At 55.7% G+C, this 13,295-nt stretch carries 11 protein-coding genes; 7 read left to right on the top strand and 4 right to left on the bottom strand.

Annotation, left to right across the window (positions count from 1 at the left end):
• Positions 1 to 59: 59 nt before the first annotated feature.
• From LXE91_RS16975 to LXE91_RS16960, 4 genes are all read left to right on the top strand, one after another.
• On the top strand, positions 60 to 893 hold the full coding sequence (locus tag LXE91_RS16975) for a vWA domain-containing protein (protein ID WP_039364687.1): 834 nt from the start codon (positions 60 to 62) through the stop codon (positions 891 to 893).
• A gap of 7 nt (positions 894 to 900) precedes the next feature.
• Positions 901 to 1,653: a hypothetical protein gene (locus LXE91_RS16970; protein ID WP_039364686.1), complete on the top strand. Its 753-nt coding sequence runs from the start codon at positions 901 to 903 to the stop codon at positions 1,651 to 1,653.
• A complete protein-coding gene (locus LXE91_RS16965) occupies positions 1,634 to 3,349 on the top strand; it encodes a BUD32 family EKC/KEOPS complex subunit (protein WP_039364684.1) in 1,716 nt (571 codons plus the stop codon). The genes LXE91_RS16970 and LXE91_RS16965 overlap by 20 nt, the downstream gene beginning before the upstream one ends.
• A 73-nt stretch (positions 3,350 to 3,422) precedes the next feature.
• Positions 3,423 to 4,442, top strand: coding sequence for a hypothetical protein (locus LXE91_RS16960; RefSeq protein WP_135370776.1), 1,020 nt, complete (start codon positions 3,423 to 3,425; stop codon positions 4,440 to 4,442).
• A 239-nt stretch (positions 4,443 to 4,681) separates the two neighbouring features.
• Here LXE91_RS16960 and LXE91_RS16955 read toward each other — a convergent pair whose 3' ends face one another.
• From LXE91_RS16955 to LXE91_RS16945, 3 genes are all read right to left on the bottom strand, one after another.
• On the bottom strand, positions 4,682 to 6,058 hold the full coding sequence (locus tag LXE91_RS16955; RefSeq protein WP_082139439.1) for an AlbA family DNA-binding domain-containing protein: 1,377 nt from the start codon (positions 6,056 to 6,058) through the stop codon (positions 4,682 to 4,684).
• A 133-nt stretch (positions 6,059 to 6,191) separates the two neighbouring features.
• On the bottom strand, positions 6,192 to 7,790 hold the full coding sequence (locus LXE91_RS16950; RefSeq protein WP_135370775.1) for an LA2681 family HEPN domain-containing protein: 1,599 nt from the start codon (positions 7,788 to 7,790) through the stop codon (positions 6,192 to 6,194).
• A 52-nt stretch (positions 7,791 to 7,842) separates the two neighbouring features.
• Positions 7,843 to 8,169, bottom strand: a complete 327-nt coding sequence (locus LXE91_RS16945; RefSeq protein ID WP_039342483.1) for an H-NS histone family protein — start codon at positions 8,167 to 8,169, stop codon at positions 7,843 to 7,845.
• A 480-nt stretch (positions 8,170 to 8,649) separates the two neighbouring features.
• Here LXE91_RS16945 and LXE91_RS16940 point away from each other — a divergent pair, with 480 nt between their 5' ends.
• The 3 genes from LXE91_RS16940 (at position 8,650) to LXE91_RS16930 (ending at position 12,640) form a co-directional block, all read left to right on the top strand.
• Positions 8,650 to 9,936, top strand: a complete 1,287-nt coding sequence (locus tag LXE91_RS16940) for a hypothetical protein (protein WP_039342487.1) — start codon at positions 8,650 to 8,652, stop codon at positions 9,934 to 9,936.
• Positions 9,933 to 11,027 (top strand): hypothetical protein, encoded by a 1,095-nt coding sequence (locus LXE91_RS16935; RefSeq protein ID WP_046197046.1) that lies wholly within the window; start codon positions 9,933 to 9,935, stop codon positions 11,025 to 11,027. The genes LXE91_RS16940 and LXE91_RS16935 overlap by 4 nt, the downstream gene beginning before the upstream one ends.
• 557 nt (positions 11,028 to 11,584) lie before the next feature.
• A complete protein-coding gene (locus LXE91_RS16930; RefSeq protein WP_135370774.1) occupies positions 11,585 to 12,640 on the top strand; it encodes a hypothetical protein in 1,056 nt (351 codons plus the stop codon).
• 293 nt (positions 12,641 to 12,933) lie between these two features.
• Here LXE91_RS16930 and LXE91_RS16925 read toward each other — a convergent pair whose 3' ends face one another.
• Entirely contained in the window at positions 12,934 to 13,281 is a 348-nt protein-coding gene (locus LXE91_RS16925) for a hypothetical protein (RefSeq protein WP_039342491.1), read from the bottom strand.
• Positions 13,282 to 13,295: the final 14 nt, after the last annotated feature.

Raw genomic sequence — 13,295 nt, 5'->3', positions numbered from 1 at the left:
ACTTTGGGGCGAGGCTATCTCGCTGTTATTATTATCCCGACCCTTTCGGAGATTTGACGATGGCATACGAAGCACAGATCAGCCGCAGCAGCCCGACCGCCTTTTTGTTCGTCGTTGACCAATCCGCCTCGATGTCGGACAAGATGTCGTCCGGTAAAACCAAGGCGGAATTCGTTGCCGACGCACTGAACCGGACGCTGATGAACTTGGTCACACGTTGTACCAAATCCGAGGGGGTTCGCGACTATTTCGAAGTCGGCGTGCTCGGATATGGCGGCAGCGGCGTTTCGAATGGTCTATCCGGCGCGCTGGGCGCGCAGGTGCTTCACCCGATCTCTGCTTTCGAGCAAAATCCGTCGAGAATTGAAGATCGGAAGCGGAAAATGGATGACGGGGCTGGCGGCATCGTCGAGACGGCAGTCAAATTCCCGATTTGGTTCGATCCCGTCGCATCGGGCGGAACGCCGATGCGCGCGGCCCTCACGCGAGCCGCCGAAGAGCTTGTCGCCTGGTGCGACGCCCACCCCGAGAGCTATCCACCGACCATTCTGCACGTCACCGACGGCGAGTCGACCGATGGGGACCCGGAGGAACTCGCGGGCCATCTTCGGCAAATACGCACAAATGACGGCGAGGTACTCTTGTTCAATCTCCATGCAAGCACGCTTGGCAACGAGCCGATTCGATTCCCGTCCGCCGAGTCGGGTCTGCCCGACAGCTTTGCAAAGCTGTTGTTCCGCATGTCGAGCCCCCTGCCTGACCATCTAATCCGGTTCGCACAAGGTGAGGGCGTTTCCGTCGGGATGGAGGCGCGTGGCTTCACGTTCAACGCTGAGGCAGCGGAAATTGTGCAATTCTTCGACATCGGCACGAGGGCGGCCCAACTGAGATGATTCTCAAATGAAGCGCGCGTTTGCCGGCAGCGTTCCGAAGGAATTTTCGAATCCAGAGGCCAATGAGGATGTGCTCGCGTTCTCCGATGACGGAAGGCGCTTTGCGCTTTCCGACGGCGCCAGCGATTCGTTTAACTCGAAGTTGTGGGCCAATCTTCTGGCCAACAAATATCTCGACGAGCCCGGCCTGAGCGAAGAGTGGATCGGCAAGGCGTTGGCCGACTACGCGGTCGCGCATGATTTCGCTTCGATGTCCTGGTCGAAACAAGCCGCGTTTGAGCGAGGCAGCTTCGCCACGCTCCTTGGCGGCGAGTTTTTTCCCGAGCATCATGCGGTGGAACTGCTGGCCGTTGGCGACAGTGTTGCGTTGCTGCTCGATGCCGGCGAACTGGTCTGCGCCTGGCCTCTCGATGCTCCAGAGCGATTTCAAGAGCGACCATCTCTGCTGTCGACGGTCGCACGGCACAACGATTTCCTGGCGAGCGGGGATTTTAGGACGAGGCACGTAAAGATTATCCATCCCGCCGAGCTCGGCGCGCCGCGACTCCTATGCTTGACGGATGCCCTGGGCGAATGGGCGCTACGGTCGCTGCGCGACAAGGATTCTGGCATCGTTGATTTGCTATCGCTGCAAAGCGAGGAGCAACTAGCTGAATTAGTGTTGAGAGAGCGCGCGGCGAAGCGCATGCGAATCGACGATTCGACGCTGCTCGTTCTTTCGTTTGAACGCGAAGAGCGCGATGGCTTACCCGTCTCTTGAACAATACAACAACGCCTTCAACAGCCATTCGATCTGGTTAAACGATCCGGAGTTGAAGGCGGGGTCGGTCGCGACCACCGGCATGGGTTTGCCACTCGCCATCAGCGGCGGGTTTGCCCTGACCTATACCGTCACAGCCGGTTCAAGGAAATACGCTGTTCGGTGCTTCCACCGTGAGTCGAAAGCGTTGGAGCGGCGATACACCGCGATTTCCCAGCGATTGTCGGCGTTGCGTTCGCCGTATTTTCTGGACTTCAAGTTTCAGTCCAAAGGCATTCGCATTGACGGCGGGGAGTATCCGATCGTCAAGATGGCCTGGGCCAAAGGCGAGACGCTTGGGGAGTTCCTTGAAGACAACCACGGCTCGCCACAGGCACTCGGGGCGTTGGCGTCGTCGCTCGTGTCGCTTTCGGCGTTTCTTGAGAAAGAGGGGATCGCTCACGGCGATATTCAAACCGGCAATCTGATGGTGTCCGGCGGCGGCGCGGGCATCCAACTCATCGACTACGATGGCATGTGGATCGACGAGATCAAGGATCTTGGCAGTTCTGAGCTTGGTCACGTCAACTTCCAACACCCAGGCCGCAAAGCGTCAAATCCTTTCGACGCGACGCTTGATCGTTTTTCGCTGACGTCTCTGTGGTTTGCTATCGAGGCGCTCCGAATCGATCCCTCGATCTGGCGGAAGACAAATTCCGAAATGGACGCAATTGTCTTCCGCGCGAACGACTTCATCGATCCGGGTTCTTCACCAGTGTTCGCGCTGCTCGCGGCGAATGCTGTATTGGCGCAGCGAGCCAAGGTATTTGCGGCCATCTGCTCGTTGCCCATGCAGAAGGTGCCAACGCTGGGTGAGTTCATCGCGGGCAAAAACCTTCCCCTTACGGTCGCGAGCGTTGTGTTGGCAGGCAGGCCTGCCGAGGGTAAACCAAGGCCCAGCTATATCGGCGCATACGAGGTGCTGTCGGCCACCGACTATGAAGCTTGTTTGAGACTCGTCGGGAACAAGGTAGAAGTTGTTGGCAAGGTAATCGAGGTGAAACCTGATCGGGCGAGGAACGGGAAGCCCTACATTTTCATAAACTTCGGGCCGTGGCGCGGGCGCATCTTCAAGATTGCGATTTGGAGCGATGGACTGGCTGCTTTGCGTGCGACGCCAGACGATTCCTGGATTGGTAAGTGGGTCAGTGTCGTTGGCTTGATGGAGCCACCCTACGAAAACAAGAAGCTGAAGTACTCGCATCTTTCGGTGAACGTCACGGCGATCGGACAAATGACGGTCCTATCCGAAGAAGATGCTCATTGGCGTCTTGCAGGGCCGCAAAGCGGCGCAGCGACCCCGTCGAAAATCGCTCGCAACAGTGAAATCCTAGAACGGTTGCAGAGCGGGGCACGTCCAACCGTGTCCGCAAGTGCCCGCCCGCAGGCTGGACAAACTTTGAATTCGCCTGCGCGGCCGATTCCGCTCGCGCCGTCGGCAATTAAACCTGCGCCTGTGCGAGTTTCGCCAAATCAGGCCGTCCTCGATCGGATGAAATCGAATCAGGTGCCGCCTCCGGCTAGTGGACCGACACCCGCTCCGTCGCGATCTCGACCCATCGCCACTCATCAGCCGATTGGTGGGGGGCTGCCTCCTGCACTTCGGCCACCAGAGAAAGGGCTCATTTCTAGACTTCTACGGTGGTTGTTTGGCTGACGGGCGGTAACGCAGCCCGCGCATGAAACCATGAACCTTGTATGCATGTGTACGTAAGGGGAGGCATGAGCGCATGGATGAATTGAACGACGGTGACGCCGAGCGGCCTGAAGCAGATGCCCGCCCATTAGGCGAATTCGGCTCACAATTTGGTGCGATTGGGCTGGGACAAACTTTTGCCCCCTTGGGTGTAGCACGACCCGGCGTGCCATGGACGACGGTGTTACCTGAGCCTGGATGGCTACAGAAACTAGGGGTTGGCTTGAATCCGTCCAACGCGATCGGCGCGGCACTGGACAGGTTCCAGCAGCGAACGTTCGACTTAGCGCCAGTTATAGGCCTCGCAAACGAAATTGGCAGCACCGTCAGCGCGCGTCTGACCGCAATCGGGGAACCCTTCCGCAAAATGGCGGAGGATATGGCCGCCATCGCCAAGTCGTTCGAGAAGTATCCGGACGAGATGCGCGAGGGACTAATCGCGATGAACCAATGCGGCTGGTATCTCGACCTTGAGATGGGGATGTCAAAGCCGTTGCGCTTTAAGCGAGCCTTGGACGATGGAAGACAAGAGGACGCCGAAGTCGAAATGGTCAAGCACTTCGACAAGCGTACCGCTAACATCCGCGCCGAACTGATACAGGCTTATCCGCATCGAAGCGAAATCCTTGATGCCGCATTCGACGCCCACCTGAACGGTCAGCACTACGTCTCGATCCCGGTATTGCTCGCCCAGGTTGACGGGATTTGCTTCGATGTAGCGAACGCGCACTTTTTCATGGGGAAAGAGCGCCCTAAGGTACTAGCCTACGCGACGGAACTCGCCGGAACGGAGCTCGCCCGTGCGTTCTTAGCACCGTTGGAATCCGGGATGACTGTCGCTCTGTCCGAAAAGGCCCGTCCGCAAGGTTTCAGCGGGCTCAATCGTCACATGGTGCTCCACGGCGAATCGACTGACTACGGGACAAAAGAAAATGGTCTTCGCGCGATCTCTCTGCTGAACTATATTTCTCAGTCACTCCAACGTGAGCTATCGGCGCCAGACGAATCCGTAGCCGAGACTGAACGGACGCCCATGCCACCAATTGATAGCTAGCGCATCAGTGGCTGACCTGCGTGCCTCGCTGTAGCGCGCGTCCGCGGCTGCCTCGACGTCAATACTTAACTAGCCTGACAGTCGCAATCAGCTCTGATCGCGTGCGGGCATTTTCGAGACAAAGGGCGGGCATCGATCTGGAGCCGTCGACCGTACCTCAACAGCGCCAACGTCAGATACCTGGTTGGAACGATCGCCGAACGGATGTGAAGTAGATTTTGTGGTGCATAGCGTCAAAGCTAGCGTGAAAGAAGAGGCCAAACTGCGTCACTCGACTGCATGTCCAATATGCTTCTCCACAACTCCGGTGGCACCTTTCGGTTGCTCGCCCCTGCTCGTGCGTAAAGGTATGCATCGTGTTGCACGGCGACCGGTTTTTGCGCCGCTGAGAGGACTTCGACAATCACTATAAGCGCGTCATTGAAGTAAGTCCGGGAAAGGTGAAGTTCGACTTCTCCCTGAATGAAGCCTTTGATCTTGCTCTTCAGCATACCGAGATACCTGTCGACGTTAACTTCGTCAGCCGGCGCCTTGGCCCACCGCTCCAATTGCTGCTCGATGCCGGCCGGAATACAGTCATCGTCAACCCCGATGTAGATATGGCCACCATGTGTGTTAGCGAATGCGACTACCGTTGTTACGATCTCCCTTAGCTTTGTCTTGTTTGCTCCTGTGCCGAGGGATTGTCCTGGTTCGACGAAGGGCTTGAACTCGACACGCTGACCTTCCCCATCATGCAGGGCCATCCCTATCTGTTCGCCGAGTGATCGTTGCTTTGGTCCGAGGATCTTTTTCCCCAGTGCGATGCTTGACAGGCGTGCCTCGCGATGAAAATCGAACACTGTGCCATCGAGGGCGATTAGGTAGTACTCGAGACGGTCGATATGATCGGGGACTGCGACCCGACATATGGAGCCATTTATAGAGGCGTCGAAATGGCGGATTGCTGTTCCTTCCCAATACGCCCCTTTTACTATCAGGGCGATCTCATCAACAGCTGTTCCTGCCACGGTGATTTCGAGTGTTCTATCATCACAAAATCGTGCATCGGAAACAAATGCTCGTTTTTCCGGCAGCAAGAAGAGGAGCTGATCGTTCCTGCCATCGCCGCGTCCGTGGTATATGGGAAATGGCAACCAGTCACGGGCGGCATCTTCGATATCCGGGTAGTACGGCTGGGTGGGCGACAGGAGCGGTGCTGCATGAGCATGCATTCCATTTGAGCTGATGCGTAGCCCGACAATTAGACCGGCGTTCGGCATGTAATCGTTGTTCAGTGGCACGAGTTCAGTGCTCCACTGAAGTGGTGCCTCCGGTGTCAGTCTCACGTCGTCGAGTTGAAGGAACCCATTTGTCAGTTCTCTCGCGAATTCCAGGCATTGCGAGGCGGAGAGCTCGTCCTCGTACAGCATTGCGCATTCATATCGCCGGGTGGAAACGTCAGACGGTGTCCCTGCATCGCAACGCAGCAGTTCGACGGTACAGCAGAGCAGTCTCCAATTGCCATCGGTGTACGTCAGTACGGCACGTCGGCGAAAGCGATCGGTCTCGCCAACATTTGAGAAATACTCGACCAGCTTGTCGGGAAGCGTGCCCGAAGTGTATTCGCGATTCATGGCTCAAGTTGTCTAGGTATCCGGGTATCCGATGCAGTATTGCATGGCGAATGGCGAACGGAACCGGATAGACAGTGTGTTAGCGGTTTCGATTGACGTGACGATTTCCGTAGAGAGCCGGAAAAAACGTCCTTCATCTCTTCCAACTGTCCCGAAGCGGGTCGAGTGCCATGGGCATAGTGAGGTTTTCGCCGCGAGCTTTGCTACGGCGTTGCTCTTCGCGGTGCATCGCAAGCGAAAGATAGATGAGGGCCGCGCGTACGAGTTTTAGCAGCCGAAGTGTCCGCTCTTCGAGGGACTGTCGCGAGATTCGATAGGCAAGCGCGTCGAAAAACATATCCGGCTCGCCGCCGGCGGGATTGGGCTCGAGCATCATTTCGTGAACCTTGACGTAGCGATGCTCAAGGTGGATACGGAGCTCGTGGAGTGCTTGAGCATCGGGGGCGGTCGCAACCTTCTGGCGCTCGTCAAAGAGGTCTTTGCTCAGCCAAAAGAGTCCTCGAAGCGGCCAGTTCTCGGACTGCCGGAACGTCTCTCGGATAGGATGGATTGGGTCGCCGTTTTTCACACGCCATATCGAACGGAACGACACGCTCGTTGGCTTGATCTCAAGTGCGAGATAATCGTTCAGGAAGAAGGCGATTTTGTCGAATAGTGAATATGCGTACTTGTACGCGCCCTTCACTCGCTCGACGGCAAGTCCGTAAGCCGGGTAATCGAGCGTGTTGTAAAGCAGCACGTTGCGGTCCGAAAAGTGTGGGTGCTGGGCGGTGACGCCTAGATAGTATTCCCAGCGCGCTGAGACGAACTCCTGCTTCATCTGGTTAAAGAAACCGGTCAAGACCGGCGGCACGCCGATAGATGTCACGAAATCAGGAAGCGTCAGAACGTCTTGAGCTGCGATGGTATGAGTATCAAGATCGTTGAGTGGATTCAAGAAGAGACGTTCTTGCAGGCACCAAGCGCGATAGGCCCGTTCGGCACTAGACCGGCCGAGGGCGTATCCCATAGGCTCGAAATGTTCTTCGATCGTCTCGAGCTTAGTCTCGCGCTCGATTATGCGTTTGTGCTCACGGAAATATTGGAGTGCTGCAGGATCGCCCCATTGAAGTGTCGTTGGGTCGAAACGAGACGCGACCTCAAGATCTCGGTGCGCGAAGAGCAAGAAAACATCTCGGTGCCCGGGATCGTAAAGTGACAGCGCATAGTGCATGAGCGCGATGCCACGGTTGCCGCGCGCCATCCAGAACTTCGGAACCATTGACAGGACCTTGCCCCACGCTTCGAGCGCCTCGACTGGCCTGCCGGCGGTGTTTAGCTGCCCCGCGAGGTTGGTGAGGATCTGGCACTTCCTGCCCAACTGAAGCCCCGAGAACCCGGTGGAATTGAGGGCGGTCCGAAGGAGGAGAATTTGCTGTTCCGCTTCCGGTTGGTCCCATGACCACCTTGCAGCATCTCCGTCGGCTCGATGCTTTAGCATCTCAAGGTGTGCCCAAGCGTTTGCCCGAAAATAGTTGATATTTGCGGCGTCGTCAGGCGATTTCGACTCAAGTTCATCGGCCCAAGCGAGCGCCTTTCTGAGACCGATCTCACTTGCATGATCACCGGCTGCGTCGACGAGTTGCGCAAGCCAATCGAGAGCTTGGTCGATATCGAGATCGTCAAGATTTTCGGTTGCGCTCAGTTGCTCGAACGAGAGTTGTTCCTCGGACGAGGCTTCTCCATTGTCCATTGCTTGGTCTCCATGAGTGAGTACATGTCGATCATCAAGATTGGATGAGCGGTCAGGTTCGTTCCGGCCACCAAGGCTGTGGCGCCTCGCGAATGAGATAGTCGTCGAGGTTCTTGTTGACGAGCCACCTGGGACGCGCACCTTTGCCGGACCAAGACTGACCTGTATCGGGGTCGTAGTACTTGGCTGGCGCCTTCTTTCGCGTGGCCTGGATGAAGCCAGCGGCGCGTAGTAGCTCGATCTCGGTGATGCCATACGCTTTCACGTGTTCGCCGATCTCGGCAAGTATGGCTTGCTTTTCCTGTTGCCTGGTTTCTTCAACAAGCAGATTCAATTGACCAAGTTGTTTTTGCAACTCACGAATGTTGGGACTGTTCATGTGACGATGTGTCGAGCGAAGTACTGCTCATTGGAGTCGCGTTGGCCGGTTCAGTTCGTGCCGCCATGCGGTGGTGGGCCGGCCGGACTTGAACCGGCGATCAAGCGATTATGAATCGACGGCGTAACCCACTGAGCTCCAGACCCGACGAGCAGGGTGCCCAAGTGGCATGGCTGGGCGCCTAACGCGATTGTATCCGAGTATGTGGGGTCAGATTTGTGAGCATCAGTGGTGACCGGGATAAGCCGCATCTGTGTAGCCGAAGCAGGCGTATGAGAAACTCGAGGCAAAGATCGGTATTGGCTGGCTGCGACACTTTGGAGGTCGATCGGCGTTGTCTAGAATCCAGTCCTCGAGTCGCCCATTATGGCTTCATAGTCCCTGGTCACGCGCGGCGCACTTGCGCTGCCAATGGGTGTCGATGTTTTTGCCGCAAACGGGTATTCTAGGTATTAACTAGATGAAAAGCCCGGGGTAGCCGTGACAACAACAAACCAAATTAAAGCTGAATTCGCTCACGATCTCGAAGTAGGTCTTGCGCGCAAAAGTGTGCCCGAGTTCGAGCATCTGCCGACTATCGGTATGGCAGGCAAGCTGGCCTTGCACATTCGTGGGCTAGGGGAGCTCGAGGGCGGCGTGCTACGTCAAGTGGCAGACTATTTCTTTGATATTCCTGCCGTGGCTCTACCAGGGGTCCTTACCCTTCTGGAGGAGATCGAGTACGTCCAGCTGATCACTGAAGGAAAGTCGATCAAGAAGGTGATTCCGACGGTTCCGCATTTCTCATCGGTGTACAGCGGATTGGGCGAGTACGTCGGAACCATCACGTTGAACGAACACGAGGAGGTGGCGATCGCGATGCTCAGCGAACTGCGATCGAAACCCGAGAAGCGCGATGCATTAATCAATCGCATAGGCGTAGCAACGCCGGTCTTCGGTCGCATTGAATCCATCACGACAGAGGGCGGCTTGATTGTGCCCAAACGTGCAAGGGGCCAGGACATCTTAATAAGCCCCTTTTATTTCGCCGACAATCTTGATTCCCTCGCCAGTCAAGCCGCTGCAGGTGGTGCCCGGAGTGTCGAGCGCATCTTGACGCTCGTTCAGAAGGCGCAGGGGTGGCCGCTGTCTTTGATCTTAGCCCGTGGTGAAATCAATGGGAGTAAGCTGACGTCTCAGGAACTGCAGATTTTGCAGGATCTGATCGCTGACGGCGTGTTGCGACCGCCGAGCCTTAGTAACGCTAAGACTCGGCGCGACGAACACTTTGTGTTTACACCCCATCCGGGCGCGCAGCGTCTCGATGGCGCGGCTCGCGAAATATACGAGCGAACCATGGCGCTGGTCGCCGCCGTTCGCAAAGGCCAGCTCTTGCCGCAGCAATTCCGGATTCGCTCGCCTCAAGCGCTCCTTGGAAAGCTGCGAAGCGCTAAGCGGATTGGTGCGAGTACTGAGGCGGCGGCGCAGTATCGCAATCTGGTGGCCTTGCGCGTGGGGCGATTGGAGCGCGTCAGGGATGACTGGTTCGAGTTTGTGCTGATCGATGAACCCGAGAACATTCATGCCGTTGACGACGCAATCTCCCTGTTCCAAGACGGGGAGCCTTTGTCCGCGGGTGTATCGGAAGAGGCCCGGATTGCTCTGCAACGTGACGAGTCGTATATCCAGTCGATTGTCGCTGCGCAAAAGCTTCGTTCTACTGCTCGCCCAGCTTTGGATGCACAAGCTCATGCTGAAATGGAGCAATTGTTTTTGGATCTGCGATGATCAAAGATACTGCGCAAAAGCAAAAGGCGATTCGTTATTGCGTCGCAATGGGCTACGTGCCGCACATGGAAGTCGTTGTTCGCCACACTGCAGATGTGTCGGAGACCAGTGCGGACATTTCTGACATTGATGTCTTTGGAGTGAAGGCAGCAGGGGAGTTTCCAGCGCGGCGGATCGTGTTTGACTGTAAGACACAAAACAAAATCAGCGCCATTTCTCGTGCATTGTGGGCTGCAGGCCTGAAGCAGCTAGTTGGTGCAGACGAAGCTTTTGTGATTTTGACCAAAGCCGCGCCTGAAGGACATAGGTTGGCCGCCAGTGACGTTGATGTTCGGCTCTTTTCCGAGCAATTGTTCGATCAGCATGGCAAGTCTTCATCAACGAACTACCTCGAAGGCATAACGTACCTCGACGACGCATCTGCTTGGGAGGAAGTTTTCGCGATCGGAGCGAAGTTCAAGGGGCTAGAGTCACTAGTGACGTACCTAACGTGCGACGCCCCCCTCGAACGGAATGCAGCGGTCGGATTTCGCAGTCTGCTTGGTAAGGTCAAGCAAGCTAGCGGTGAACTAGATGTTGGAAAGCCGAGTCATCGTACGCTGTACGGTTTGCTCGTTGCGCAGTCCATTCTTTTTCTGAGTGCCATGACGCGTGATTTTCATGCGGTCTTTGATCCAGCAACTTCGCGTGATCGATTCGAGATAGCTTTGCGTAATTTTGTCTGGGGTGGACGAGACGGGTATGAGCTACGTCAACGCTTGCATTTGGCACTGGCAAATGCTCGAGGTGAGGATGATCAGGGGCAGTTCCAGCTGCCAAACTGGGATAAGCTCGTCGAACTAGTACGCGGTCTGCTAGATGCGCCGTTCTTGGCCGGCTCTGGAGCTTTGGCGGTTAAGGATCTTGCGTTTCGCGAGCTTGTTCCTCAACGAGAGCTTGCCGAGCAACGAATCGCGAGTGAATTCGCTGCAAACAATCGGGCACGGCAATATGCCATGCAAATAAACCGCTACCTTGGCTCCTTGTCGAGATTTCTACGTGATTTTTCCGACCACTACAACACGGTGCTTGGAAGCGTTCCTTCAAGTTGACGGCGAGTAGTTGCAGATATACGTTATGAGCATATGAGCATATGAGGTTAAGGGCTCCCAATGTTCGTGATATGCGATCACGATCAAAAAAGGAAACGGCTGAAACATGTTGGATGTGCCTCGCAGCGCATCCAACTATGCCACTTTTCCGCATGCCTCATTGGTTCGGTCGCTTGCCTGCCGTGTATCACGACTGTCATTCGTTGAATTGATCGGTTGTTACGATTGCGTCGCCATCTTTCTCGAGACGAAAGACCACGTCTAGATCAATACGCAAATGTCGTTATTCGATATCTCGATACCAGGATGCCCTTGGTGTCACGGCCGTTTGTCGACGACGTCGATGATGCTTTCCGCCAATTCATCTGGTAGTGTGAGATGGTGCCGAGTTTCCCCTGATCGGGGCTGATGTGTAGCACACTTGTGAACATGCTCGCAGACAAGACCGCCTCACTGGCGTCGGTCCTGTGCAGCACAATCGTTTTGTTGTGAAACCGTGAGGCTGTTTCATTTCGCTCCTCGCAGGGAATGTTGTTCTCAAGTCTAAGCGGATTACTATGGCAACAATTACGCAAATTCGAGGCGCTCTTCTTGAGGAGGCGGTGTTATTCCTGCTGAGAAAGGTTGGGTATACCCCCTACGATCCTGCTTCTTTGCTACCACATCACGCAAGCTACATGCGGGCCGGGCATTCCGGGCTAGAAGTTCGGGGTCGAGGAACATGGCATCAACTCGATGCATTCGCCCTTTGGCAACATTCTCCGGCCTTTACGTATCCGTTGCATCTAGTTGTCGAGGCCAAGTGCTATGCTTCTCATCGTCCAGTTGGTGTCGAGATTCCTCGAAATAGCGTTGGGGTACTCAAAGATATTTCCGAGAATTACTTTACATATTCGCGCAGAGGTGTAACATTTCAGGGGCCTCGGTATAACTACACATCTGCAATATTCTCAACGTCGGGATTCACTCAAGGGGCAGTGGAGTATGCCATCGCTCACCAAGTGTTTCTGATTCAGTACGAAAGCGTTCCGGCGATCCAGCCGTTGATCAACGCAATTCTTACCTTTGATGAAGATTGCATTAATTTGCGCGGCCGGGCTGCAATCAGTGCTGCCCGATCTTATTACCGTGACAGGTTGTCTGGTTTGCCGGATGATGAAATCGAGACGGATGAGTTGACGCTCCGTGGTAGAGAGCTGTTGTCGGGATCGATCAGCGAGACCTGTCGATCGATCGGCGGGTCTTACTTTGGAATGCTCCAGGGGCAATGGCCACTACACTTGCTGCGTAGAGAACCGCTTCCGCCGACCGCGTTCATGGAAGACACGATACAGTGTGAGGTTCATGGAAACAATTTTGGCGAGTGGTCATTTTCTCCTGTCGATGTTCGGCGCGATTCAGATGGTTGGTTTGAACTCGAGTTCAGCTTGCCGACCTCGATCGCTGAACTTGTTAGTGACAGTTGGGAAGATCCCGTCGCTGTTGCGAATATCAAGCAGCAGCATTTTTCTTACATTGATCTAACTGGCATCATCGGTGGTATCCGAAGAAGCGTGCGGCTCGAGCTGAATCGCCAGTGGATCGAGGAATATATTCGGCGTCGCCGACGATAAGTGACGTTGAGTGATATTCAGCCGTGGTCCAGTTTGCCACTCGTGCGCGGTGGCGCTTCGGTGACTAACACCGGGTTTCTTTCAACGGCTTCCGGCAGGCGGAGTGAATCGGGTCATGGACCTTGTTCCGGAAGCATGTGCTTGTGTCCCCGATGAAAATTGATCGTGATGCGGCTGCTATTTTACGTTGGCAACAGCCAAAAAAAGAGGCAGTGCCGATGCAGAGCCGGACGGGCGTACCATGAGGGGCGCCCGTCTATGCCCGTCTTCGATCGGGCTCGCATGGTACGTACTTAATACATATCTAGGCTGGAATCGAAGCTATTCGCTGGATGGAAGTATGACCGTCGGATGGCGTCGAGCAACGCCGATGCCGGAACTTGTTCAAAGGCAAACTCAGCCAGCAGCCGCGTACGCCTGGGCCAGGTACCGGTGATCAGCTGTTCGCGCAATAGATCCTGCTGCGCGAAGCCGTGTGCCGAAGAGAGCGAGATCAAGGCGTTGAGCAGTTCGAGCGCGTGTTTGCGGCCCCACGGCGGGGCCGCGCTTGCCCTGGCCGTTTCGCCCACCAGATGGAGCAGCGTTGCTGCGGCGACGTGGAGCGGTTCAACGGGAGCGAGGTTTCTTCTTTGGGAGCCCATCGTTTCAGGTTGTC

The sequence above is a fragment of the Burkholderia contaminans genome, from assembly GCF_029633825.1.
In the GTDB taxonomy this organism is placed as follows: domain Bacteria; phylum Pseudomonadota; class Gammaproteobacteria; order Burkholderiales; family Burkholderiaceae; genus Burkholderia; species Burkholderia contaminans.
Note: the sequence above shows the minus strand (reverse complement) of the source record. Positions and strands in the feature narration are given on the sequence as shown.

What these genes read in the sequence shown, in the direction of transcription:
- LXE91_RS16935 (WP_046197046.1), top strand. Translation starts at nt 9,933, where the DNA reads ATGATCAAAGATACTGCGCAAAAGCAAAAGGCGATTCGTTATTGCGTC.
- LXE91_RS16945 (WP_039342483.1), bottom strand. Translation starts at nt 8,169, where the DNA reads ATGAACAGTCCCAACATTCGTGAGTTGCAAAAACAACTTGGTCAATTG.
- LXE91_RS16960 (WP_135370776.1), top strand. Translation starts at nt 3,423, where the DNA reads ATGGATGAATTGAACGACGGTGACGCCGAGCGGCCTGAAGCAGATGCC.
- LXE91_RS16970 (WP_039364686.1), top strand. Translation starts at nt 901, where the DNA reads ATGAAGCGCGCGTTTGCCGGCAGCGTTCCGAAGGAATTTTCGAATCCA.
- LXE91_RS16930 (WP_135370774.1), top strand. Translation starts at nt 11,585, where the DNA reads ATGGCAACAATTACGCAAATTCGAGGCGCTCTTCTTGAGGAGGCGGTG.
- LXE91_RS16965 (WP_039364684.1), top strand. Translation starts at nt 1,634, where the DNA reads ATGGCTTACCCGTCTCTTGAACAATACAACAACGCCTTCAACAGCCAT.
- LXE91_RS16955 (WP_082139439.1), bottom strand. Translation starts at nt 6,058, where the DNA reads ATGAATCGCGAATACACTTCGGGCACGCTTCCCGACAAGCTGGTCGAG.
- LXE91_RS16925 (WP_039342491.1), bottom strand. Translation starts at nt 13,281, where the DNA reads ATGGGCTCCCAAAGAAGAAACCTCGCTCCCGTTGAACCGCTCCACGTC.
- LXE91_RS16975 (WP_039364687.1), top strand. Translation starts at nt 60, where the DNA reads ATGGCATACGAAGCACAGATCAGCCGCAGCAGCCCGACCGCCTTTTTG.
- LXE91_RS16950 (WP_135370775.1), bottom strand. Translation starts at nt 7,790, where the DNA reads ATGGACAATGGAGAAGCCTCGTCCGAGGAACAACTCTCGTTCGAGCAA.